Annotated in this window: 25 protein-coding genes; 14 read left to right on the top strand and 11 right to left on the bottom strand. The window is 69.9% G+C overall.

Translation table 11 applies throughout. The annotated features are described in order from the left end of the window. A partial coding sequence (locus tag VQ03_RS22440) for a GntR family transcriptional regulator (protein ID WP_048453128.1) occupies positions 1-803 on the bottom strand: 803 nt, incomplete at its 3' end. Between the two features lie 392 nt (positions 804-1195). Further along, positions 1196-2146 carry a glycosyltransferase family 2 protein gene (locus VQ03_RS31125; RefSeq protein ID WP_053078700.1) on the bottom strand — a complete coding sequence of 317 codons (951 nt, stop codon included), beginning with the start codon at positions 2144-2146 and terminating at the stop codon, positions 1196-1198. Between the two features lie 352 nt (positions 2147-2498). Here VQ03_RS31125 and VQ03_RS22430 point away from each other — a divergent pair, with 352 nt between their 5' ends. Beyond that, on the top strand, positions 2499-2711 hold the full coding sequence (locus VQ03_RS22430; RefSeq protein ID WP_048453127.1) for a hypothetical protein: 213 nt from the start codon (positions 2499-2501) through the stop codon (positions 2709-2711). A 90-nt stretch (positions 2712-2801) separates the two neighbouring features. Here the strand turns inward: VQ03_RS22430 and VQ03_RS22425 are convergent, their stop codons facing one another. The 7 genes from VQ03_RS22425 to VQ03_RS22395 form a co-directional block, all read right to left on the bottom strand. Then, positions 2802-3836 carry a glycosyltransferase family 2 protein gene (locus VQ03_RS22425; RefSeq protein WP_048453126.1) on the bottom strand — a complete coding sequence of 345 codons (1035 nt, stop codon included), beginning with the start codon at positions 3834-3836 and terminating at the stop codon, positions 2802-2804. 340 nt (positions 3837-4176) lie between these two features. After that, a complete protein-coding gene (locus tag VQ03_RS22420) occupies positions 4177-4368 on the bottom strand; it encodes a hypothetical protein (protein WP_048453125.1) in 192 nt (63 codons plus the stop codon). Between the two features lie 274 nt (positions 4369-4642). Further along, the gene (locus VQ03_RS22415) at positions 4643-6118 is read right to left on the bottom strand and encodes a methyl-accepting chemotaxis protein (RefSeq protein WP_048453124.1); all 1476 of its coding nucleotides are present in this window, start codon (positions 6116-6118) and stop codon (positions 4643-4645) included. 502 nt (positions 6119-6620) lie between these two features. Further along, entirely contained in the window at positions 6621-6860 is a 240-nt protein-coding gene (locus tag VQ03_RS22410) for a hypothetical protein (protein ID WP_048453123.1), read from the bottom strand. Positions 6861-7248: 388 nt separating this feature from the next. Next, complete coding sequence (locus VQ03_RS22405; RefSeq protein ID WP_048453122.1) at positions 7249-7614, bottom strand: septal ring lytic transglycosylase RlpA family protein; 366 nt, start codon at positions 7612-7614, stop codon at positions 7249-7251. A gap of 231 nt (positions 7615-7845) precedes the next feature. Further along, positions 7846-8472, bottom strand: coding sequence for a response regulator transcription factor (locus VQ03_RS22400; protein WP_048453121.1), 627 nt, complete (start codon positions 8470-8472; stop codon positions 7846-7848). Positions 8473-8554: 82 nt separating this feature from the next. Beyond that, positions 8555-9439, bottom strand: coding sequence for a fumarylacetoacetate hydrolase family protein (locus tag VQ03_RS22395; RefSeq protein WP_048453120.1), 885 nt, complete (start codon positions 9437-9439; stop codon positions 8555-8557). Between the two features lie 390 nt (positions 9440-9829). Between VQ03_RS22395 and VQ03_RS22390 the strand changes: the two genes are divergently transcribed. From VQ03_RS22390 to VQ03_RS22385, 3 genes are all read left to right on the top strand, one after another. Next, positions 9830-11128 (top strand): OmpP1/FadL family transporter, encoded by a 1299-nt coding sequence (locus VQ03_RS22390; protein WP_048453119.1) that lies wholly within the window; start codon positions 9830-9832, stop codon positions 11126-11128. Positions 11129-11553: 425 nt separating this feature from the next. Continuing rightward, positions 11554-11706, top strand: a complete 153-nt coding sequence (locus tag VQ03_RS33905) for a hypothetical protein (RefSeq protein ID WP_167376121.1) — start codon at positions 11554-11556, stop codon at positions 11704-11706. Positions 11707-11816: 110 nt separating this feature from the next. Beyond that, positions 11817-12032 (top strand): hypothetical protein, encoded by a 216-nt coding sequence (locus VQ03_RS22385; RefSeq protein ID WP_245292169.1) that lies wholly within the window; start codon positions 11817-11819, stop codon positions 12030-12032. 120 nt (positions 12033-12152) lie between these two features. Here the strand turns inward: VQ03_RS22385 and phaC are convergent, their stop codons facing one another. Next, positions 12153-13946 carry a class I poly(R)-hydroxyalkanoic acid synthase gene (phaC, locus tag VQ03_RS22380; RefSeq protein ID WP_048453117.1) on the bottom strand — a complete coding sequence of 598 codons (1794 nt, stop codon included), beginning with the start codon at positions 13944-13946 and terminating at the stop codon, positions 12153-12155. Positions 13947-14091: 145 nt separating this feature from the next. Between phaC and VQ03_RS22375 the strand changes: the two genes are divergently transcribed. From VQ03_RS22375 to VQ03_RS34740, 5 genes are all read left to right on the top strand, one after another. Beyond that, positions 14092-14478 carry a hypothetical protein gene (locus VQ03_RS22375; protein ID WP_083468156.1) on the top strand — a complete coding sequence of 129 codons (387 nt, stop codon included), beginning with the start codon at positions 14092-14094 and terminating at the stop codon, positions 14476-14478. Between the two features lie 99 nt (positions 14479-14577). Beyond that, entirely contained in the window at positions 14578-15798 is a 1221-nt protein-coding gene (locus tag VQ03_RS22370; RefSeq protein ID WP_048453116.1) for an LL-diaminopimelate aminotransferase, read from the top strand. A 142-nt stretch (positions 15799-15940) separates the two neighbouring features. After that, positions 15941-16156, top strand: a complete 216-nt coding sequence (locus tag VQ03_RS22365; protein WP_048453115.1) for a hypothetical protein — start codon at positions 15941-15943, stop codon at positions 16154-16156. 174 nt (positions 16157-16330) lie between these two features. Next, the gene (locus VQ03_RS22360; protein ID WP_048453114.1) at positions 16331-16684 is read left to right on the top strand and encodes a hypothetical protein; all 354 of its coding nucleotides are present in this window, start codon (positions 16331-16333) and stop codon (positions 16682-16684) included. 28 nt (positions 16685-16712) lie between these two features. Then, entirely contained in the window at positions 16713-17159 is a 447-nt protein-coding gene (locus VQ03_RS34740) for a hypothetical protein (protein WP_048453113.1), read from the top strand. Between the two features lie 215 nt (positions 17160-17374). Here VQ03_RS34740 and VQ03_RS22350 read toward each other — a convergent pair whose 3' ends face one another. After that, positions 17375-18391: a zinc-binding alcohol dehydrogenase family protein gene (locus tag VQ03_RS22350; protein WP_048453112.1), complete on the bottom strand. Its 1017-nt coding sequence runs from the start codon at positions 18389-18391 to the stop codon at positions 17375-17377. Positions 18392-18579: 188 nt separating this feature from the next. On the opposite strand from VQ03_RS22350, the gene VQ03_RS22345 reads away from it, so the two are divergent. The 5 genes from VQ03_RS22345 to VQ03_RS22325 form a co-directional block, all read left to right on the top strand. After that, on the top strand, positions 18580-18951 hold the full coding sequence (locus VQ03_RS22345; RefSeq protein ID WP_048453111.1) for a winged helix-turn-helix transcriptional regulator: 372 nt from the start codon (positions 18580-18582) through the stop codon (positions 18949-18951). Positions 18952-19495: 544 nt separating this feature from the next. Further along, on the top strand, positions 19496-20644 hold the full coding sequence (locus VQ03_RS22340; RefSeq protein ID WP_048453110.1) for a sensor histidine kinase: 1149 nt from the start codon (positions 19496-19498) through the stop codon (positions 20642-20644). 195 nt (positions 20645-20839) lie between these two features. Next, positions 20840-22192, top strand: coding sequence for an ABC transporter substrate-binding protein (locus VQ03_RS22335; RefSeq protein ID WP_048453109.1), 1353 nt, complete (start codon positions 20840-20842; stop codon positions 22190-22192). After that, entirely contained in the window at positions 22192-23130 is a 939-nt protein-coding gene (locus VQ03_RS22330; RefSeq protein WP_048453108.1) for a carbohydrate ABC transporter permease, read from the top strand. The genes VQ03_RS22335 and VQ03_RS22330 overlap by 1 nt, the downstream gene beginning before the upstream one ends. After that, positions 23127-23663 (top strand): carbohydrate ABC transporter permease (locus tag VQ03_RS22325; RefSeq protein ID WP_048453107.1); only part of this gene is annotated, 537 nt, incomplete at its 3' end. The genes VQ03_RS22330 and VQ03_RS22325, both read left to right, overlap by 4 nt.

Below are 23663 nucleotides of genomic sequence, written 5' to 3'. Positions count from 1 at the left end.
CTGTTGGGGGAGCGGGGTCGGGTCTCGGGCTTGACCGGGCGGGGCACGGCGGGCGTCCAGCGCCGCTCGCCGGCATCGCCGGTGCGCAGGAGGTCCATCTGGAAAGCGTAGCGATCCGGCCGGTAGAGCGCGTGCAGGTGCTCGACACCGCGACCGGAGGGGTCGAACACCACCCGGGTCAGGTCGATGAGCGCCGAGCCGACCTCGAGGTCGAGGGCTTGCGCCACCTCGGGGCCGGCGAGCGTCGCGCCGATCGCCTGCGTCGCCCGGTCGGCGATGACGCCGGAGCGCTCCATCAGCTCGAGCAGCGGCGTCGCCGCGAGATCCGCCTCCGAATAGGACAGGCCGACCCGCTCGGGAACGTGGGTGGTGAGGTAGGAGAAGGGCTGGCCGTCGATCAGGCGGACGCGGACCGAGCGCTGCACCCGCTCGCCGGGCTCCAGCAGCAGCGCCTCGGCGATCGCCGCCGGGGCGGCGACGTACTCGAAGGACAGGAGCCGCACCCCGGTGGCCCGCCCCATGGCGATCAGCCCCGACAGCAGGTTCGGCAGGTCGCCGACGACCGGCCGGGCGCCCGCCGGCCCCTGCACGAAGGTGCCGGAGCCGGGCCTGCGCCGCACCAGCTCCTCGCCCGCGAGCAGGTCGAGGGCGCGCCGGACGGTCACCCGCGCCAGCCCGTGCTCGGCGGCGAGAGCCGGCTCGCCCGGCAGCCGGGCGCCGGGGGGCAGCCGGCCGCTGGTGATCTGGTCGCGCAGCAGCAGGTAGAGCCGGCGCGCCTTGTGGGGCTCGATCGCGGAGGTCACGGGGCCATCCCTGGCTCGTGTCTTGCACGGAGCCGTCCGCGGTTATCCGCCGACGCTCACCTGTCCGATTATGCAGACAGGTAGCTGTCCGTCAATTGGGACAGGTAGCAAGAGCGAACAGGAATTTTCGGGCGCCGGGCAGGGGTGGGCGCCCGGTGGATCGTCTGGTTGACCGCGACGACGAGATCGGCGCGGGATCCCCTCTCCGGGCGATCCCGGGCTTGCCCGGGATCGCGGCAAGGTGCGGGCGGGGCGATCCGGCGAAAGCAGTGGTGCGTCGCCCTCTCCCACTCGAGAGAGCGGATCTCGCGCGCGATCCTGAAGGGATTTTCCCCGGACGACCCTGCCGCCCGCGGCAGGAGGGCGTTCGCGTCGGGCGAAGCGGTCCTCGCTTACCGCGACGGCACCCATTGCCGCGACAGCGCGTAGAGCCTGTGCCCGAACGACCATGTCCGCAGGAAGCGCTTGGCATAGCGCAGGGGGTCGTCGGCGAGGCGGCAATGCCGGCGCAGGATGTCGCGCGCCGCCTCGGCGTCGCCGACGTCGAGGAGCTGGCGGGCATATTCGAGCATCAGGAAGTTGCGGTAGCGTCCGGCCGAGCGGACGAGCCGGGGCGGCACCGCGCCGTGGCGCAGGAGGGCGGTGAGCGTCCGGTCGAAGGGCGGCGGCAGCGGGCGCTTGCGCATCTGGTGGGCGAGCACGCTGGTCGGATGGCCGTCGCGGTAGACGGCGGTGGGCTCGGCCACGTAGCGGAAGGGGCCTTCGAGGGCGAGGCGGCACCAGGTGTCGGTATCCTCGCCCATCACGGCGCCGACCGGGAACAGCCCGGCCCGGAGCAGGGCGGCCCGCTCCACCAGCACGCTGCTCGAATGCACCGCGTAGGGGTAGGTGGCGAGCAGGAAGGCGAAGACGTCGTCGACGCGCTGGTCGGGCAGGTCGGCCTTCATCACCGGCGCGGCGCGGCTGGCGAGCAGGTGGTTGGCGAAGACCGCGACCGCGTCGCCCCGGGAGGCCGCCGCCATGAGATTCTCGAGGTGCCGGCCGGCCCAGAGGTCGTCGGCGTCGAGGAACGCGATCCAGTCCGTCCGCGCCGCGGCGACGCCCCGGTTGCGGGCCGCCGCGCTGCCGGCATTGTCCTGGCGGATCAGGCGGATGCGGGGATCGGCGAAACCCGCGACGACGTCGCCGCCGCCATCCGTCGAGCCGTCGTCGACGACGATCAGCTCGAACGGCTCGAAGGTCTGCCGGAGCACCGCCTCGATGGTCTGCCCGATCACGTCCCCCTTCTGGAACAGCGGGATCACGATGGAGACGCAGGCGCGCGGGGAGGTGGGGGAGACCATGGCGGGGTGTCCGGGCTCGCGCGGGCGGTCGCGCGGCTCCTGATTAGCAGGCAGGCCCCGGCCGGAGAGCCGCGCCTTCCGGTGCAACGGGCACCGGCCGGAGGGCGAACCGCTACGGCGAAGGGTGGAGGCCGGCGGGATGCGGGTGGGCAGGCCCGCGCCCGCGCGCGAGCGGGGGCGCAACTCCATCGCCCCGAAGGGTCGACCGGGACCGCGATGGCCATGCCGGGCCTTGAGGCCGGGCGCCGGACGTGGGATTCTGGGACAAGAGATTGGGACGGAGTGGCGTTTCCCGCATCCGGCATCCGTGTTTGTACTAACGCCGTCGCCCACCTGCATCGGCACACGGACCATGTCGAAGAAAAGCTCCTCCCCGATCCCGGCCTGGCTGCGCCGCCGGGGCTACTCCCCGCGCGCGATGCTGGCGATCGCCTCCGCCGTCGAGCGTACGGCCCGCCGGCGCGGCGCGGCAGCGGAACCGGAGAGCCGGTGCCAGATCATCCCGTTCCCGAAGCGTCCGCTGCCGCCGGTCCACACGGACGCGCTCCGGGCCGCCGGGGCCTGAAGGCCGCACGGCCGGAGCGCCGGGCGCGACGCTCCCCGCGCCCCGTCATACGGTCCCGGACCGATGCGGTGACCACGCGCCGGCGAGACTTCACCGGGCATTCTGAACCGGATCCGGATCGTCGATCGGAGCCACGAAGCTGCCGAGCGAGAGGCCGAGCCGCTTCGTGACGACCGGGCGCACGGCCTGCCAGGCGCGCGGGCCCATCGCCAGCTTGGCGTTCTGAAGCCACCACAGGCGCGTGCGGCGCACCGCCGGGCTGAGGCCGGCGGCGTGGCGCATCATGCGCTTCGCACCGTCGACGTCGCCCCGGTCGAAGGGCTGGCTGGCATGCCGCACCGCCGACATGGCGAGACCCAGCCGCATCGGCTCCTCCATGTCCGCCACGACGGCGGCTTCCGGATAGCCGAAGACGGTGTCGAACATCAGCTTGCGCTGGTTGATGTCGCGAAGCATCTCCTCGTAGTAGTACGACGACATGTTGCTGCCGTGCCGGCGCCAGACGCCCTGCGGCCGGTCGATCCGCGCGACCGGCCCGTGCAGGGCGAGCCGCAGCCACATCTCCTGGTCGCCGGAATGGGTCAGCTCCGCCCGGTAGCCGCCGACCCGATGCTGGATCGCCGTGCGCACCACCGCCGTCGAGGTGTGGATCGGGTTGACGTACCGGTTGAGCGCGAAGAACTGCCGCGTGTCGTAGATGGCGTGTTCCGCGTCGAGGTCGGACGGGGGCATCTCCGGACGGGGCTGCCCCTCCTCGATGCTGACGAACGGGCCGTAGACCAGGCTCAGGTCCGGCCGTGCCTGCATGAGGTGCGCGGCCCGCGCCAGGGCGCCGGGCGTGACGAAGTCGTCGGCCGAGAGCAGGAGCAGGCATTCCGCCCGCGCCCAGTCCAGGCCCTCGTTGTAGGTGGCGATGTGGCCGCGATTGGTCGCATGCCGGATGTATTCCACGCGACTGTCGGCCCGGCGCAGGGCCTCGGCGACCTCCGGCGTGTGGTCGGGCGAGGCGTCGTCGAGGATCAGGACGCGGACGTCGCAGCCTTCGGTGGCCAGGACGCTGCCGACGCTCTCGGCGAGGAAGTCCGCGTAGCGATAGCAGGGAATGATGACGTCGACGCTCGGCATTTCCGACCTCGGCATGTCCGACCTGACGGGCAGGTCGCGGCTGCATTTCTCGGCTGCGCGGGTGTCGCGGAGTGTCAGCCGTGCGCGACGTCGAACCGCGGCTCGCGATCCTGCACGCAGGCCGCGATCAGACCATGGGTCGCGGGCGGAGCAACCTTATCGAGTCGGTGGAACCGGACCGCATTTCGAGGGCGGGTCCCTACGCCGATCGGTCCCGTCGGGCAGAGGAGCGGTTCGTGCGGGGGGAAGCCGATGCCGGCCGGATCGGGCCCGTCCCGCATCGGGATCCGCGGGCGTCCCTCACGAGGCTTCCGCGCGGCGGGAGCCTCGTGAGCGGCACTCAGCTCCCCGGATTCACGAACAGGGTATCGAACTCGCCCGGCTCGTAATGGCGGCCGGTGATGTCGGTGATCACGATCCACTCGTGGCCGTCCGCCGCGAGTTCGTCCGCCTTCTCCAGAGCCGCCTCCGGCGAGGTGCGCTGGTACGAGAGGTGCCCGTCCGGAGTGTGGGCCGTCACGACGAGATGCATGGCTCTCCTTGCCTATCGGAGGAGCCATACTACAGGATCATGCCTCCCGGGGCGAGTCGGGCCGCGTCGCGCGGGGGTGGAGGCCTCCCCACGCTGTCCTGCCCCGTCGTCACGGAGCGGCCTCACTCCGGTGCGAGGATGCCCCGTCGCCGTTCCTGTGGAGGTCACCCGATGCCCGTTCTGCTCGCCGCAGCCTCGTGCCTCGCCCTCGGGATCGCCCTCGTGGTGCTCCTCGGCCTCAGCGCCTGACCGGGCAGGCGCTCAGAGCCGGCGCTCAGAGCAGGGCCCGCGCCGCCTGCGAGACCTGGCGGATCGCGCTGTCGACCGCACCGGCCGAGCCGGTGATCCCCTCCATGTTCCGGCGCACCGCGGCGATGCTCTGGGCGGCATTCTGCATGTTGGCCGACATGTCGCGGGTCACGGCGGCCTGCTGGACGATGGCGGCGGAGACTCCGACCGAGATCTCGCTGACATGGCCGATCGCCGCGACGATCGCCTCGATCGCCGTGACCGCTTGAGCGGTCGCGCCCTGGACGGCGTCGATCTGTGTGCCGATCTCCTGGGTCGCCCGGGCCGACTGGCCGGCCAGCGCCTTGACCTCGGCGGCCACCACCGCGAAGCCCCGGCCGGCCGGCCCCGCACGGGCCGCCTCGATGGTGGCGTTGAGCGCCAGGAGATTGGTCTGGTCGGCGATGGAGCGGATCAGCGACACCGCTTCGCCGATCCGGTCGGCCGCCTGGGTCAGGCTCGCCACGATGCCGCCGGCATCCTGCGCCTGGCGCACCGCCTGGTCTGAGGCGGTGCGGGCATCTTCGGCGTGGCGGCCGAGCTCGGCGATCGAGGCGGCGAATTCCTCCGTGCCGGCCGCCACGGCCTCGACGTTGCCGGAGGTCCGGGCCGTCTGCTCGGTGGTGGCGCGGGCCTGGTCCGAGACCTCGGAGACCGCGACGGTGATCGCCGCGATATCCGCCTCGATCGCCCGCTGGCCCGCATTCCGGCGCTGGCGGTCGAGCACCTGCCGGGTGATGTCGGTGGCGAACTTCACCACCGCGCAGGGCTTGCCGTCGAGGTCGAGCACCGGGTTGTAGGCGCCGAAGATCCACACCTCGCGGCCGCCCTTGGCCAGGCGGTGGAACTCGCCGGCCTGGTGGCGGCCGGCGGCCAGCGCCTGCCAGAACGCCGCGTAATCCGCGCTCCCCCGCTCGGCCTCGGGGACGAACAGGCTGTGGTGGCGCCCCACCACCTCGTCGCGCGTGTAGCCCATCGTGGCCAGGAAGATGGCGTTGGCCTCGGTGATCACGCCAGCGGGCGTGAAGTGGATCGCCGCCTGCGAGCGGTCGAGGGCGGCGACCTGGCCTGCCAGGTAGGCGTCGCGCTCCTTGCGGGCGGTGATGTCCGAGGCGAGCTTCACGATCCGGACGACGCGGCCGCGCCGGTCGAGCACCGGGTTGTAGGAGGCCTGGATCCAGATCGACCGGCCGTCCTTGGCGATGCGGCGGAACTCCCGCGTCTCGAACCGGCCCTCGCGCAGGCCCTGCCAGAACGCGGCGTAATCCGGGCCGTCGCGCTCGGCCGGCGGCATCAGCAGGCTGTGATGCCGGCCCTGAATCTCGGCCAGGGTGTAGCCGGTCAGGCCGAGGAAGCACGCATTCGCGTCCAGGATCGTGCCGGACGGATCGAACTCGATCCGGCCCTGCGACCTGTCGACGGCCGCGAGCAGAGCGGCATGGCGCGGTTGGAGAAAGGACACGGCGGGGGTCTCTCGCAGGGCGTGTCGCGCACGATGCGCCCCGATTATTATCAATGAATGAAGAAAAGGGTCATCGTTAGAATACTGAATGTGAAACCACCCCACCTCGGGCATATTTCGTCAGAAACGGCCTTAAAAAACAACCCAAAGCAATGACAATCGTCCGCACTACTCTCATAGGTCTGCGCCGATCACGCGAAATGTCCTGGAGCGCAGACGGGGCACTGCATAGAACCGGCCAGCAGAATCGCGGGGCCGGTGAGCCATGAGCGAGCGATGAGGGCGCGACCGCGACTGCCGGCTCCGCCCTGAACACGCGGCCCGCGCAGCGGCGGACCATGCACGAACCGAATACTTTGTGCCCAATAATATTGCTTGTGAGCAAATCGATGTGCGTGGGGGGATGCCGCCCGATCGCGGGGCGATCGGCGTCGGGGGCATCTCGGTCGCGGCGGCGAGTCCGGCCCCGCATCCCGTTGCGGAGGGCGCCGGGCCTTCGCCCTCAGCCCCTGCGCTGCGCCTTCACGTAGCTGGTGATCGCGGCCTGGCAATTCGGCGACAGCTTGGCCTTGTTCTGGCGGAAGCAGGCCTGCACCTCCGGCCCGTCCGGCGAGAGGTTGCCGCAATAGGTCAGGTAGTCGCCGGTGCAGTACTGCTTGAGCACCGAGCGGTCGACCGCGACGGGTTCGGCGAGGGCGGCGCCCGCGGTCAGGGCGAGGATGAGGGTGGAGCGCAGAAGCAAGACGTCTCTCCGGGAGAGCGGATGAAGGATGGTTCCTGAACGGCCGGCGCGAGGCCGGGGCTCCGGATTCCCGGGCGCCGGACTCTCGACGGACGATCCCGGCCGCAGCGGTCTGCCTCGGCCGTTCGCATGGCTTTTTAGCGGCCCGGGTGCCGCCGGCAAGCTTCCACTGCGGCAAGCCCGAGACTTGAGATCGAGCGGGAGTCGCACATCGCGCCGGGCGACGATCTTCGACTGTCCGTCGAGCGGAACGATCCGCCCGGATCCGGAACGCCGCCAAGACGAGGCGGCACCGGAACTGGACGGATCGATGATCGTCTTGACCGCAGACTGTTGCCGGAAGATTGCTTCCGGCGGCGGGATCCCGATGCCTTGGCCCGGCTGCCGGTCAGAGGCGGCTGAGGCGCACGCGGGCGACACCCGATATGCCGATCGCCCGGGCCGAGGCCTGGGACAGGTCGATCACCCGGCCGCCGACATAGGGACCGCGATCGTTGATGCGCACCACGACCGAGCGGCCATTCGTCGTGTTGGTGACCCGGACCCGGGTGCCGAAGGGGAGGCGGCGGTGAGCCGCCGTGAAGGCGTGCGTGTTGAAGCGCTCGCCATTCGCAGTGCGCCGGCCCTGAAATCCGGGGCCGTACCAAGAGGCAGCACCGGACTGGGCTTCGGCGGGCGTGCTGGCTTGTAGCGTCCCTCCGACGGCACCCGCCGCCACGAGACCAATGATTGCCAGCTTTGCCTTCGAAACCATCTCGCATTCCCATTTTGTTGCTTGACGGCGTGCAACATAAAACCGAAGAAGGCGACATTATGGAACAGTGTAAATAAAGATAATCTAGCGTATACTGCACAATATTTATTTTGGCCGGATTCGTGGTTTACATCGGTTAACAGTTGTCGCCGGTCAACCCGCGGCCGACTCGCGGTGGCACCTGCGCCACGGTACGGCCAAGGTTCGTCCGGCCCGATGCGGCGCGCCCGGTCACGAGGTCCGCGCCACCTCCCGCAGGGCGATGCGGATCAGGTCGGCGAGGGTACGGGCGCCGAGCTTCCGGCGCAGCTGCGTGCAGGCATTGGCGATGGTCTTGTAGCTCAGGCCCAGCTCCTCGGCGATCGCCCCGTGCGAGCGGCCGGCGCCGAGGCGGGCCAGGATCTGCCGCTCGCGCGGGGTGAGGGCGGGGCCTGCCGGCGCCTCGCTCCGCAGCCGGGCGACCTCGGCGGCGAGCGAGGGCGCGACGTAGGTGCCGCCATCCCTCACCCGCTCGAAGGCGAGGTGCAGCTCGGAGGAGGCGGTGTCCTTCAGGACGTAACCCGCCGCGCCGCTCTCGAGGGCACGGGCGGCGATCTCCGGGTCGTCGTGCATGCTGAAGACCAGGATCCGGGTTCCCGGCGCGACCGTGCGGATCCGCCGGATCAGCGCGAGGCCGCTCAGGGACGCGCCCTGAAAGGTGAGGTCCGCCACCACGAGGTCGGGGCGGTGGCGGCGGAAGCGCCGGTAGCCGGCGGCGATGCCGGTGGCCTCGTGCACGGTCTCGACGCCGGCATCCTCCAGCACCCGGCGGCAGCCCTGCAGCACGATCGGATGATCGTCGACGACGAGCACGTTCACGAGATCGGTCCCTGCACGAGGTCAGCCCGGAGGTCGGACCATGAGGATGGGGCCCGCGGGCCGGCCGCGGGCCGGGACGGCGTCAGTTGGTCGGCTGGCCGGACGCCACCTTGGCGGTCCAGTCGTCGAAGGCCACGATGGTCTGGCGCTGCTCGCCCAGGCCCTCGATGCCGAGGGTGACGACCTCGCCGGGCTTCAGGAAGCGGGCCGGCTTCATCCCCATGCCGACGCCCGGGGGCGTGCCGGTGGTGATGACGTCGCCGGGCTCGAGCAGCATGAAGTGCGACAGGTACGAGACGATCTGCCGGCAGTCGAAGATCATGGTGCGGGTCGAGCCGGTCTGCATCCGTTGGCCGTCGACGTCGAGCCATAGGCCGAGATTCTGCACGTCGGCGATCTCGTCCGGGGTGACCAGCCACGGCCCGAGGGGACCGAAGGTCGGGCAGCCCTTGCCCTTGGTCCAGGTGCCGCCGCGCTCCAGCTGGAACTCGCGCTCGGACACGTCGTGGCAGACGCAGTAGCCGGCGACGTAGTCCAGCGCCTCGTTGGCGTGGACGTAGGAGGCCCGCTTGCCGATCACGATGGCGAGTTCGACCTCCCAGTCGGTCTTGGCCGAGCCCTTGGGCAGGATCACGTCGTCGTTCGGGCCGACGATGCAGGACGGCGCCTTGTTGAAGATGATCGGCTCGGAAGGGATCGGCGAACCGGTCTCGGCGGCATGGTCCGCGTAGTTCAGGCCGATGGCGATGAAGTTGCGCACGCTGCCGACGCAGGGGCCGAGCCGCGTGCCGGCCGGCACCGCCGGCAGGGTGGCGGGGTCGATCAGGCGCAGGCTCGCGAGGGAATCGGCGGCGAGGGCCGGGCCGGCGATGTCGCGGATCACCCCCGACAGGTCGCGGATCGCGCCATCCCCGTCGACGAGGCCCGGCTTCTCCGCCCCACTCTCACCCCAACGCACAAGCTTCATCGGTCGTCTCCTCGGAGGTCCCGTTCGGGGATCTGGTCGGCCGGGACATTGGCGCCCGCGCGGGACCGCCGCAAGCCGGGACTCGGCCGGGCCGGGCGCCAACCCCGTTGCAGTTTCGTCACATTCGGGGCGGAACCGTGTCGAAGCAGCGACCCCGGCTTCGTCGGAACATCCTTCACACCGCCCCCTTATACAATCGATGATAACATGTTGACCAATTTTATCTTGGTTACCCAAGACATCAGGAAGATTTGCTGAATGCCGTAGGTGCGGCGTGCGCCGGCGCCGGCAGGATTGCGTCGCGGCTGCCTGCTGCCGCATCATTCCGCTCAAGCTGTGGGCGTCCAGAGAAGCCGCGCGGCACGGAAGCTTGGGTGTCGAGGGAATGTCATGACGGGTTCGAGGAGGGCAGCGCTGCTGGCCGGCGCTTCGGCGATGCTGCTGGCCGGCGCCAGCGGGGCGGCTCAGGCGGGGGCGTTCGGCCTGCGCGAGCAGAGCGCCCAGGCGATGGGCCTGGCCTTCGCGGGCGCGGCCTCCGGCTCCGGCGGCTTGTCGTCGATGTTCTGGAACCCGGCCGTGGTGACGATGAAGCCGGGCTGGAACTCGGACTTCAACGCCACCCTGGTGGCGCCCTCGGCCACCATCACGCCGACGACCGGCACCTTCCCGCCGCTGATCGGGCTCGGCGGCTCGGGCGATATCGGCCAGGCGGCCGTGCTGCCGGCGACCTACTCGAACTACCAGATCAACGACCGCCTGTTCATCGGCCTGTCCGGCGCCGCACCGTTCGGGCTCATCACCAAGCCGAACACGGTCTGGGCCGGCCAGACCTACAGCCGCTCGTCGAAGATCTTCACCCTGAACTTCAACCCGGTGATCGGCTACAAGGTCAACGACTGGCTGTCGGTGGCGGCCGGGCCGGTGCTCGAATACTTCAAGCTCACCCTGCGCCAGGCCACCGGCATCACCCCGACAGCGCCGACGGCGTTCCTCAAGGGCGACGATTGGGGCTGGGGCTTCACCGCCGGCGTGGTGGCGCGGCTCTCCGAGGGCACCACGGTCGGCATCGGCTACCGCTCCTCGATCAACCACCAGATCGAGGGCTCCGCCTTCGGCATCGGCCAGGTCCGCGCCTCGCTGAACACCCCCGAGAAGGTCTCGGTCGGCCTCACCCAGGCGATCACGCAGGACTTCCGCCTGAATTTCGGCTTCGAGTGGGACAACTGGACCCGGATCGCCTCGCCGGCGATCATCTCGCGGGCCCTCGGCCGGCCGGTGACCGCGCTGCCGCTGAACTACAAGGACGGGTTCTACTACTCGGTCGGCGCCGAGTACGATTTCACCCCGCAATGGACCGGCCGCGTCGGCTTCGCCTACGAGCAATCGCCGATCGACCTCTCGAACCGCTCGACCCGCCTGCCCGACGGCGACCGCTACTTCGCCTCGGTCGGCGCCAGCTACCGCTACAGCGAGAAGATCCAGTTCGACGTCTCCTACCAGCACCTGTTCTCGGTCGGCGGCCGCAACCGCATCGCGATCGTGCCGGGCGAGCCGCTCTACACCCCGCCGCTCGCCTTCCTGGCGACCGGCGACACCAGCGCCGACATCGTCTCGGTCGGCCTGAAGTACCGCTGGGACAACCCGCCGGCCCCGGCGCCGATCCCGGTGCCCCTGGTGCGGAAGTACTGAGGGGGATGCCCGTCGAGGGGCGGTCGACTGCTCCTCTCGATGGCGTTTCCACACAGCACGTCATTCCGGGACCGCGCAACGGAGCCCGGAATGACGTATCGGCTATGATTTCCGACTGCTGAGCGGTTCAAGCGTGTCGTCAGGATCCGACTGGCAACCATGACGACTCCGCCGCCAACCCCAATCCCCGACAATCGCAAGCTCGTCACCAACGAAACCGCCAAGCTGTTCGCGAACAATCTCGACCGAGCATCCACGGCGTGTTTCACCGTCGGCGCAGCCACGCCTGTGACTGGCTGGCTCTTCGGAGTGAGCGGACTGAACCAAGTGCCATGGTGGTTTCTGGCAGTCATCGTCTCCTGTTGGCTCGGAGGCTCCGCGCTCCTACATTACTTGGCACGACGCGCTCTCAGAGGGCTCATCCCATGAACGAGTATGCGGTCCTCGCCCTGATCGTCCCCTTCGTCGCGGTCGGCGTTGCCTACGTCGCGGTCCGGGTTCAGGAGCGGCAGATTGCCCGCCTAAGACGGGACCTTGAGGCCGAAGCCGAGCAGGCGCGGCGCGCAGCTCTCGGCTAGGGTCGAAAGCCGGTCGTCCTGATAATGGGAGAGGTTGGTCGCGACCCGATTTGGACGGCCCTGTGCCGCAATCAACAATCGCGACGGCCATGACCCACGAACTTTACCGCATGACACGCCTGCTCGAACGAGAGCGGATTCACTATCATCGTGATCGCCACCGCGACGACAGCATCATGGTTACGGCAACCTTGGTCGGGGAGCGGATCGAGATTGATGTGTTCGAGGACGGGCACATCGAATACTCTCGCTTCCACGAAAGCAAAGATGTGGAGGATGATGTCGCCTTGCTCGAAGCGCTGTTTCGCAAGGGTGGCAAGGATTGATGGTCTTTCTGCTTCTTACTTTCGATAGTCCATCACGCTGTCAAGCTCATTGACTTCGGACCTTGAGCACCGCTCCGGAAGAGAGCCCCCGGGATCATCTCCCGAGGGCCTCGTCTCATCTCACGCCTTCTCGAGCACGTAGGTCCCTGGCGCCTGACCGAGCGAGGGCAGCGCCCCGCCGCCGGGCTGGCGCGCCGGCACCCGCTCGCCGTTCTGCCGCTCGAGCCAGGAGAGCCAATAGGGCCACCACGAGCCCGGATGCTCGGTCGCGGCCGAGATCCACTCCTGGAGCGAGCCGTGGGCCGGTCCGCCGGTCCAGTACTGGTATTTCGGCTTGGCCGGCGGGTTGACCACGCCGGCGATGTGGCCCGAGCCCGCCAGCACGTAGTCGACGGGGCCGCCGAAGGCGCGGCAGCCCTCGAAGACCGAGATCGCCGGGGCGATGTGGTCCTCACGCGTGGCGAGGTTGAAGACCGGGATCGTCACCTTGCCGAGGTCCAGGCGCACGTTGCCGAGCACCATCTCGCCGCGCGACAGCTTGTTGTCGAGATAGCAGTTGCGCAAGTAGAACGAGTGGTTGGCGGCCGGCATCCGGGTCGCGTCGGAGTTCCAGTACAAGAGGTCGAAGGGCAGCGGCGCCTTGCCCTTCAGGTAGTTGTTGACGACATAGGGCCAGATCAGGTCGTTCGGCCGCAGCATGTTGAAGGCGTTGGCCATCTTGGCGCCTTCGAGGTAGCCGCGATCCTTCATGCCGGCCTCGATCGAGCGGACCTGCGCCTCGTCGACGAAGACCTTGAGGTCGCCGGCATGGGTGAAGTCGACCTGGGTGGTCAGGAAGGTCGCGCTGGCGATGCGGTCGTCGCCCACCGCCGCCATGTAGGCGAGGGTCACGGCGAGCAGCGTGCCGCCGACGCAGTAGCCGACCGCCGAGACCTGGCGCTCGCCGGTCGCCCGCTCGATCGCCTCGAGGGCCGCGAAGATGCCCTCGCGCATGTAGCTCTCGAAGTCCTTCGAGGCGTGGCGCGCATCCGGATTGACCCAGGAGATCACGAACACCGTCAGGCCCTGGCTCACCGCCCAGCCGATGTAGCTCTTGTCCTTGTTCAGATCGAGGATGTAGAACTTGTTGATCCAGGGCGGCACGATCAAGAGTGGGCGCTTGAGCACCGTGTCGGTCTGCGGCGCGTACTGGATCAGCTCGATCAGGTCATTGCGGAAGACCACCTCGCCCGGGGTGTTCGCCATGTTGACGCCGACCTGGAACTGGCCCTGGTCGGTCTGGCGCACGCGCAGCTCGCCGCCGCCGGCCTCGACGTCCTCGGCCAGCATCTTCATCCCGCGGACGAGGTTGGCGCCGTTCTCCCGGAAGGTCTCGCGGATCAGCTCCGGGTTGGTCGCCAGGAAGTTCGACGGCGACATCGCCCCCGAGATCTGCCGGACGTAGAACTGCGCCTTGGCGCGGGTGTGGGGATCGAGCCCCTCGGCCTCCTCGACCAGGACCTCCGCCCAGCGGGTGGTGATCAGGTAGCCCTGCTTCAGGAAGTCGAAGACCGGGTTGGTCGTCCATTCGGGGGCGGAGAAGCGCTTGTCCTTCGGGTCGGGCAGGGCGACGGGGGTCACCGTCTCGCCTTGCATCCGCTGCAAGGTGGAGCCCCACAGGGCCAGGAACTGGCCGCCGATCAGGGACTGGGCCTCCAGCGCCTTCTGCGGATCGGTGAACCACTTCTCGGCCACGGTGCCCAGCGTGCGCACGACCTCGGTCACCGATTCGGCCAAGGCCGTGTTCGGCTTGCCCTCCTCGAGGGGCTTGGCGTAGGCGGCGAGCGCCCGGCTGAACTGCTCGGTCATCAGGCCCGCATTGCGCGACAGGGCCTCCACGTCCGCAACCGGCGCCGTACTCCTCTCAGATGTCACGCGCGTTCTCCTCCCTCATGTCGGCGGTCCGCCGCAGCAAGCCGCCTTTCCGACAAAATATCGTCGCAAACCGCCGGTTCCGCCAGATGACCGGACCGGGTTTCCTCACCGCCACGGTGTCCTTGCGCAAGGTTTCCCAGACGTCATGCCCGCGTTCCCCGCTCTTTCACCCACCCTGGCCGGCGCCGCAACGCTCCTGGCCTGCCTCCTGACCGGCGGCTGCGTCCTCGACGGCGCCGGCGTGCGCGACGCCGCGAAATCGGCCGGCTTCGGCCCCAAGGAGGTCGCGGCTCCCGACTTCGTGGCCCAGACCCGCCGCGAGGGCGGGGACTTCCTGCCGGTCGGCGTCTCGGCCCCGCCCCGCGAGACCCGTGCCAAGTCGGCCGCCGGGGTGAAGGCGCTGGAGGCCGAGCTCGATGCCAGCCGCCAGCGCAACGAGGCGCGGGGCCGCGACGCCGCCAAGGTCGGCGGCGCGGTCAAGCCGCCGGCTCCGCCGCAAGTGCCTCCAACTAAGGTCCCGCCGGCCGAGTGAACCTGAGTCCCCCCGCGAACTTCCTCTCGCCCCAAAACCCCTCTAGACAGCGTGTGTGACACGCGCGTCGCAGCGGCGGCGCCGATCCAGGACCCGGCCATGACCGATTTTCATCGCATCAAGCGACTGCCCCCCTACGTCTTCGAGCAGGTCAACCGGATCAAGGCCGCCGCCCGCGCCAACGGCGCCGACATCATCGACCTCGGCATGGGCAACCCGGACCTCGAGGCGCCCCGCCACGTGATCGAGAAGCTGGTGGAGACCGCCGGCAAGCCGCGCACCGACCGCTACTCGGCCTCGAAGGGCATCGCCGGCCTGCGCCGCGCCCAGGCGAACTACTACCAGCGCCGCTTCGGCGTCTCGCTCAACCCCGACACCCAGGTGGTGGCGACGCTCGGCTCCAAGGAAGGCTTCGCCAACATGGCGCAGGCCATCACGGCGCCGGGCGACGTGGTGCTGGTGCCCAATCCCAGCTACCCGATCCACGCCTTCGGCTTCCTGATGGCCGGCGGTGTGATCCGCTCGGTCCCGGCCGAGCCGACCCCGGCCTTCTTCCCGGCGGCCGAGCGGGCGATGCAGCATTCGATCCCCAAGCCCGTGGCGCTCGTGGTCTGCTATCCCTCGAACCCGACCGCCTACGTCGCCTCCCTCGACTTCTACCGCGACCTCGTCGCCTTCGCGAAGAAGCACGAGCTGATCCTGCTCTCCGACCTCGCCTATGCGGAGGTCTATTTCGACGACGACAACCCGCCGCCCTCCGTGCTGCAGGTGCCGGGCGCGATCGACGTGGCGGTGGAGTTCACCTCCCTGTCCAAGACCTTCTCCATGGCCGGCTGGCGGATGGGCTTCGCGGTCGGCAACGAGCGGCTGCTGGCAGCCCTCACCCGGGTGAAGTCCTACCTCGATTACGGCGCCTTCACGCCGATCCAGGTCGCCGCCACCGCGGCGCTCAACGGCCCGGAGGAGTGCATCCACGAGATGCGCGCCACCTATCGCCGCCGCCGCGACGCGATGGTCGACGCCTTCCAGAAGACCGGCTGGGACATCCCGGTGCCCTCCGCCTCGATGTTCGCCTGGGTGCCGATCCCGGAGCGCTTCCGGGGTCTCGGCAGCCTCGAATTCTCGAAGCTCCTGGTCGAGAAGGCCGACGTGGCGGTGGCGCCGGGCATCGGCTTCGGCGAGCACGGCGACGATTACGTGCGCATCGCGCTGGTCGAGAACGAGCAGCGCATCCGCCAGGCCGCCCGCAACATCCGCCGCTTCTTCGACAACGCCGACCGCACCCTGCACAACGTCGTGCCGATGCAGAAGGTCGGCTGATCGCGGTCGCGCTTGTGGCCGGGGGGCGACAGGGGGAGAGCAATCGCATCCTCCATCGGCCGCCCCGGCCCCGCTTCGGGTTGATCCGGACGGTGCGGGGCGTCAGGGTGCGGTCAAGGTTTCGCTCCACCCTGGGTATCCGATGCGTCGCTCGCTGAAGCTCGTCGTTCTCGCCGCCGCGGCCGCCCTTCCGGCCGCCTGCGCGCCGAACCCGATCATCGCCCGCGATCCCGTCCCGGCCCCCGGTCCCGACGTCGCCTATCGCTGCTCCTCCACCCCCGCGCTCCTCAACGGCTACTGGGCGGATTGCGAGCGGGTGCGGCGGGAATCCGAGGTCGTGGTCCGCACCAAGGGCTGATCGAGAACCGATACCGCAGCACGTCCGAACCGACATGTTCGAGGGGGCTGGCCGAGCCCGAACGGGTCCGCGCCCCGGGCCGTGAGGCGCCCGCCCCGGACAGCACGCCGCGCCCCGGAACCGGACGCCATTCCCCATGCGTTAACCGGCATCCGTCACCGGAGGATGCCCCGCGTGGTCCGTCGTCTCATCCTGCCGCTCGCCGCCCTGACCTGCCTCTCGGGCCCGGCTCTCGCACAAGCGCCCCTCGGGGTGCGGGTGCGGCCACCGGTCGCCCCGGACATCTACAACCGCGCCGCCGCGCCCGGCCCCACCGTGCTGCAGGTCTCGCCCGACGTGGTCATTGGGCCGATGCCCGCCGGCCCGACCGGCCTGGTGGCGATCCGCGCCGTGCCGGTCGCCGCCGTCACCAATGGCGGCGCCTTCGGGCCGACCGGCTTCGGTTATTACAACGATGCCGTGAGCGAGGGTCCGCTCAACCGCCCGCACCGCATGGCCGAGTACATCCTCGGCAGCCGGGCCTACTGACCCTCACCCCCCAAGGAAGGAACCGTCCATGCGTGCGCGCCTCCTCGCGGCGGGCCTCTTCGCCGGCCTCGCCACCCTCGCGACATCCCTGCCGGCCGCGGCCCAGAGCGTCGGCTACGTCACCGGCTTCCCGGGCAAGGACCCGGCCGGCGACGACGAGATCGGCTGGGGCCCGGCCTACCGGCCCGAGACCACCTTCTCGCAGCCCGGCACCCCGCCGACCCCCGGCGACTTCGCCGGCGCGGCCTATCGGGCGCGCACCGGGCGCGGCCCCTACGACGCGATCCAGGCCCCGATGCGGCCGGTCCGCGCCTATCAGTACCAGGCGCCGGGCTATGGCGACGCGCCGGCGGGATATTACGGCGAGCCCGGATACGCCCCACGGATGCGGAGCGTCCGGGCCCGGCACGGCGTCAAGCACCGGCATCACGCCAAGGCGAGGATGCATCGGGCCTATCGGCAGGTAATGCGCTGAAGGCGCGCGAGGCGTTCGCACGACGTTCTTATGTTCGCCGGGTCATTCCGGGGCCGCGGAGCGGAGCCCGGAATCCAGAACCACAGGCGATATGGGAAAAGTCCGAACGCTTCGGTTTTCTTCCGAGCCCTCAGCAGTTCTGGATCCCGCGTGGTGGCTATGATGCGCTGAACCTCGACCGGATCCGGTGGATCAGGCCCCCGGCAAGAATCCGCTCAGGCAAACCCCTCCAGCACGATCTTCCCCTTCGCCCGGCCGCTCTCCAGCAGCGCGTGCGCCCGGCGCAGGTTGGCGGCATTGATCGGGCCGAAATGGTCGGCGAGCGTGGTGCGCAGGCGCCCGGCCTCGACCAGCCGTGCCACCTCGTCGAGCAGGTCGCCTTGCGCCGCGATGTCGACGGTGCCGAACATCGGCCGGGTGAACATGAACTCCCAGTGCAGCGACAGGCTCTTGCGCTTGAGGAGCGACACGTCGAGCGTCGCCGGGTCGTCGATCAGCGCGAGCCGTCCCTGCGGCGCCATCAGCTCGGCGATCGCCGCGAGATGCGTGTCGGTGTGGGTGGTCGAGAAGACCAGGCCCGGTGCGCCGAGGCCGAGACCGGCGACCTGGGCGGCGAGCGACGCCCCGTGATCGACCACGTGGTGGGCGCCGAGTTCGCGGCTCCATTCCTGCGTTTCCGGCCGCGAGGCCGTGGTGATGACGGTGAGATCCGTGAGCTGGCGCGCGAGCTGGGTCGCGATCGAGCCGACGCCGCCGGCCCCGCCGACGATCAGCACGGCCTTCGACGCCCCCGGCACGGGCTTTCGCACGTCGAGCCGGTCGAACAGCGTCTCCCAGGCGGTGATCGCGGTGAGCGGCATCGCCGCGGCCTCCGCGAAGGAGAGCGAGGCGGGCTTGCGGCCGACGATGCGCTCGTCGACGAGGTGGAACTCGGCATTGGTGCCGGGGCGCTCCAGGGCGCCGGCATAGAACACCGCGTCGCCGGGGCGGAACCGCGTCGCCTCCGGTCCGGTGGCCACGACGATGCCGGCGGCATCCCAGCCCAGCACCTTCCAGCCCCCCGCTTCCGGGGCGGCGCGGCGGCGCACCTTGGTGTCGACGGGGTTCACCGACACCGCCCGGACCTCGACCAGGAGGTCGCGGCCCGTGGGCTCGGGACGGGGGAGGGCGATGTCCTGGAGGGCGGCCTCGTCCGTGATCGGCAGGGAGGTCTGGTAACCGACGGCGCGCATCTGCGGGCTCCTCTGCATCATTCGCCGACATGGTCACCGGCTCGGCGAGAGAAAGGGTGCGGAACACGAATCCGAGCAGGCCTGCGCGGGCAGGACGGCTCGGCGATGACGCGGCCCGAGATGACCGCTACCATCACGGCGCGCAAGAACGCACATGAAACGCCCATAGTGTCGAAAAGGATACCGTCATGGCCCGCACCCGGCACCGCAGCCTGGATTGCAGCCCGGGCTGCGCCGTCGAGGCGACGCTGCAGCTGATCGACGGCAAGTGGAAGGGCGTGATCCTCTATCACCTGCTGGCGGAGGCGCCGGAGCCGGAGGGCGCCTTGCGCTTCAACGCCTTTCGCCGCCGGATGCCGAACGTCACCCAGCGCATGCTGACCAACCAGCTGCGGGAACTCGAGTCGGACGGGCTGGTGCACCGCACGGTCTATGCCGAGGTACCGCCCCGGGTGGAGTACCGCCTGACCGAGCGCGGCCGCAGCCTCGAACCGGTGATCCGGGCGCTCAAGGCCTGGGGCGACGCGCATGCGGCCATGGCGCCGGAGGTGGCGGCCTGACGGTTCGGCGGGACAGGCTGCGGACGATGCAGACCCGGCCGCGATCCTCGTCGCCGGCCGGGCATTGCGCCACGCAGGCGCCGGCGGCGAATGTGAGGGGAGGGCGGCAAGTACCCTCCTGCTGCGCCCGCACGGATGGCGGCCGCAACAGGCTGACCGGGATCGTCACGGCGGCGGTCAGGATGATCCCGCAGGGCACGAGGCGCCGCACGGATCCGCGCTCCTGCTATGAGCGCGGCAAGCCTATCTGGGGCACCGGCCGCACGCACCCGCAGGGTCGCGCTCGGACAAAGACCCGGGAAGGACGGGCCCGGGAGGGACGGGCTTGGGACGAAGGGGCTCGGCAGGAAGGGGCTTGGCAGAAAGGGGCCTGGGGATGGCGCCGTGCGGCATCCTGGCTCCGCCTTCCTGCGTGCTTGACCCGCCCCGGCAGACGTGGCCCCACTCAGCGGCACCGTATCGGCCACGCTGGCGGCATCGTCCCAAGCACGGCCCCAAGCACGGATCCCGCATCTCGCGCAGGGAAAGGACAGGATTTCAGACGATGGCGGAGCTCAGCCGTCCGGATCTCGATTACCGCCTGAAGCAGCAGAAGATCCTGTCCGAGTTCGGCGTCGAGGCCCTGCGCGCCGACGATCTCGGCCGGCTGCTGCAACGCGCCACCGAGTTGTGCGCGGAAGGCATGTCGGCCCAGTTCTGCAAGGCGCTGGAATACAAGTCCGGGCACGACACGCTGCTGGTCATCGCGGGGGTCGGCTGGGGTCCGAACGTGGTCGGGCAGGCGGTCGTCGGAGCCGACCTCGCCTCGCCGGCGGGCTATGCCCTCAAGACCGGGCAGCCGGTGATCTCGAACCACCTCGAGAACGAGCGCCGCTTCCGCACCCCGCAGCTGATGGCCGATCACGGCGTGCGCCGGGCGCTGAACGTGCTGATCCGCAACCGCGAGGGCGATTTCGGCGTGCTGGAAGTCGACGACACCCGCGAGGGCCAGTTCGACGAGGCCGACATCGCCTTCATGCAGGGCTTCGCCAACCTGCTCGGCGGCGCCATCGAGCGCCAGCGGTCCGAGGCCCGGCTCCAGGCCGCCCTCGACCGGCAGGAGCTGCTCACCCGGGAGATGAGCCACCGGGTGAAGAACAGCCTCGCCACCGTGGCGGGCCTGCTCTCGCTCCAGGCCCGCACCACCGAGAGCCAGCAGGCCCGCGACGCCCTGGCGGATGCCCGCTCGCGGGTCGAGGCGGTGGCGCAGGTGCACGACCAGCTCTGGCGCCAGCCCGACCTCGCGGCGGTGGAGCTGAAGGGCTTCCTCGGCTCCCTGTGCGAAAAGCTGCGCGAGAGCGCGCCCGGCCACGCCATCACCTGCGAGGCCCCGGCCATGCCGATCCCGGCCGACCTCGCGATCCCGCTCGGGCTGTTCGTCAACGAGCTCGTCACCAACGCGATCAAGTACGCCTATCCGGGCGGCCACGGCCCGGTGCGGGTCGCGGCCGAGCCCGAAGGCGAGGGCCGGGTCCGCCTCAGCGTCTCGGATGACGGAGTCGGGCTGCCGGAGGGGTTCGACACCGGGGCCGCGCGCCGCAGCCTCGGCATGCGGGTGATCCACGGCCTCGCCCGCCAGCTCGGCGGCGAACTCGCGGTCTCGGGTCATGCCGGGGCCTGCTTCGCCCTGACCCTGGACCTCGCCCAGGCCTGACCCGCCTCCCGGCGGATTTTTCGGGCTCGTCACGGTGAGCGGCTTCCCACGGCCGCGCGTCTTGCACTACGCTCGCGGCAGCGCTGCCGCTCGCGACGCCAACCAGCGGCGCGGCGCGACGGGGACCGGGGAACCGGCCCCGCCCCGAACAAGCCCGGGCACCAGATCCGGGCAGATCCCGAAGGGCAGGAAACGATGGGCGAGATTTCCCGCGGCGGCCCGACCCGCCGCCGCATCCTGGCATCCGGCGCCGCCGCGGCCGGCCTCGGATTGATGGGCGCGCGCCCGGCCTTCGCGGCCGTGGACTGGAAGCGCCACGCCGGCACCACCCTCGAGGTCAACCTGATCAAGGGGCCGCGGGGCGACCTGCTCCAGCGCCACGCCGCCGAGTTCACGGCGCTCACCGGGATCAAGGTCTCCTCCGAGGTGATCCCCGAGCAGCAGCAGCGCCAGAAGATCGTCATCGAGCTGACCTCCGGCCGGCCGAGCTTCGACGTGGTGCATCTGAGCTACCACGTGCAGAAGCGCCAGTTCGACAAGGCCGGCTGGCTCGCCGACCTGTCGGGCTTCCTCAAGGACCCGAACCTGACCGAGCCCTCCCTCAAGGAGGCCGATTTCAGCTCCGCCGGCCTGCAATACGCCAAGGCCCAGACCCCCAAGGCGCCGAACGGCGAGATGCGCTCGCTGCCGCTCTCGGTCGACTACTTCATCCTGTACTGGAACAAGGAGCTTTTTCAGAAGAAGAACGTCGCCTTCCCCGAAACCTTCGACGACATGATGCGGGCGGCCGAGACCCTGACCGACCCGAAGGCCGGCACCTACGGCTTCGTCGGGCGGGGCCTGCGCAACGCCAACATGGCGCTCTGGGGCGCCTTCTTCCTCGCCTATGGCGGCCGCTTCCTCGACGACAAGGGCAACCTGCTGATCGACGGCCCGGAGGCCGTGGAGGCGACGAAGCTCTACCAGCGCCTGCTCACCAAGACCGCGCCCCCCGGCGTCGTCGGCTTCAACTGGATGGAGTCGATGGCCGCCTTCACGCAAGGCCGGGCGGCGATGTGGCTCGACGGCGTCGGCTGGGCGCCGCCGCTGGAGGATCCGAACGCGTCGCGGGTGGTCGGCAAGGTCGGCTACGCGGTGGTGCCGAAGGGCCCGAAGGACCACGCCTCGGCGACTTACGGCGACGGCATCGGCGTCGCGGCGGCAAGCACCAAGAAGGAGGCCGGCTACCTCTACTGCCAGTGGGCGGTCTCGAAGCTGATGGGCGCGCGCCTCCTCCAGGCCGGCGGCGGCGTGCCGTTCCGCGACTCGATCCTCGGCGACGCCGAGGTGCAGCAGGGCGTGAAGATGCCGCGCGAGTGGCTGGATTCGGTGATCGGCTCGGCCAAGATCAGCAAGCTCGGCCTGCCGGTCGTGGTGCCGGTGGCGGAGTTCCGCGACATCGTCGGCTCCGCCGTCACCGCCACCCTGTCGGGGGCGGATCCGGCGACCGAGCTGAAGAAGGCGGCCGAGCAGTACCGGCCGATCCTCGAGCGCAGCGAGAAGGCGTGATGGCGCGGGCCGGCCTCGCGCCGCCGGTCACCGCGACCGACGAGCTGGCGCCCACCGAGGCGCCGGCTTCCCGCTGGCGCCCGCCGGGCTATTGGCCCTTCGTGGTGCCGGCCCTCGTCGTCGTCGTCGGGGTGATCGTCTTCCCCTGGGCCTTCACCCTGTGGATGAGCCTGCACGAATGGAAGGTCGGCGCGGACCCGGCCTTCGTCGGCCTGTCGAACTACGCGCGGTTACCCACCGATCCGCGCTTCCTCGACGCGGTGTGGCAGACGCTGGTCTACACGGCGCTCTCGGTGGTGCTGCCGCTCATCCTCGGCACGCTGGCGGCCTGCGTGTTCCACGCCAGGTTTCCCTTGCGCGGCTTCCTGCGCGGGGTGTTCATCCTGCCGATGATGGCGACGCCCGTCGCGATTGCCCTCGTCTGGACCATGATGTTCCACCCCCAGCTCGGGGTGCTGAACTATCTCCTGTCGCTCGTCGGCATCCCGCCCCAGCTCTGGGTCTTCCACCCGGCGACCGTGATCCCGTCGCTGGTCCTGGTCGAGACCTGGCAGTGGACGCCGCTCGTCATGCTGATCGTGCTCGGCGGCCTCGCGGCGCTCCCCACCGAGCCCTACGAGAGCGCACAGATCGACGGCGCCTCGATCTGGCAGATGTTCCGCCACATCACCCTGCCGCTCGTCGCGCCGTTCCTGTTCGTCGCCGCGATGATCCGGATGATCGACGCGGTGAAGAGCTTCGACATCATCTTCGCGATCACCCAAGGAGGGCCGGGCACCGCCTCGGAGACGATCAACATCTACCTCTACAGCGTCGCCTTCGCGTATTACGACGTCGGTTACGGCTCGGCGATCGCCGTGGTGTTCTTCCTCCTGATCATCGCGCTCGCCGCTGCCCTGCTGGTGGTGCGCAAGCGTACGCAGGGCGCCGTCGCATGAACTGGCGCTGGCTCCTCAAGCAGGCCGCCCTGCTCTTTTCCGTCCTGGTCATCGTCTCGCCGGTGATCCTGTTCTTCGTCTGGATGCTGTCGCTCTCGGTCAAATACGAGATCGACAACGCCGCCTATCCGCCGGTGCTGATTCCCGAGCGCTTCGCCTGGAAGAACTATCTCGACGTCCTCGAATCGAACCGGTTCTCGACCTACTTCGTCAACAGCCTGCTGGTGACGGGCACGGCGACGTTGCTCGCGCTCCTCGTCGGCGTGCCGGCCGGCTACGGCATCGCCCGGATGAAAGCCGCCAAGGCCGCGGTGGTGATCCTGGTGGCGCGCATCACGCCCGGCCTGTCCTACCTCATCCCGCTCTTCCTGCTGTTCCAGTGGCTCGGGTTGCTGGGCACGCTCTGGCCGCAGATCATCATCCACCTCGTCGTCACGGTGCCGATCGTGATCTGGATCATGATCGGCTACTTCGAGACCACGCCGCTCGAACTGGAGGAAGCCGCCGTCATCGACGGGGCGAGCCGCTGGCAG

Origin of the sequence: Methylobacterium tarhaniae (assembly GCF_001043955.1) — a bacterium.
GTDB classification, from domain to species: domain Bacteria; phylum Pseudomonadota; class Alphaproteobacteria; order Rhizobiales; family Beijerinckiaceae; genus Methylobacterium; species Methylobacterium tarhaniae.
This window is presented reverse-complemented; position numbering and strand designations above follow the sequence as displayed.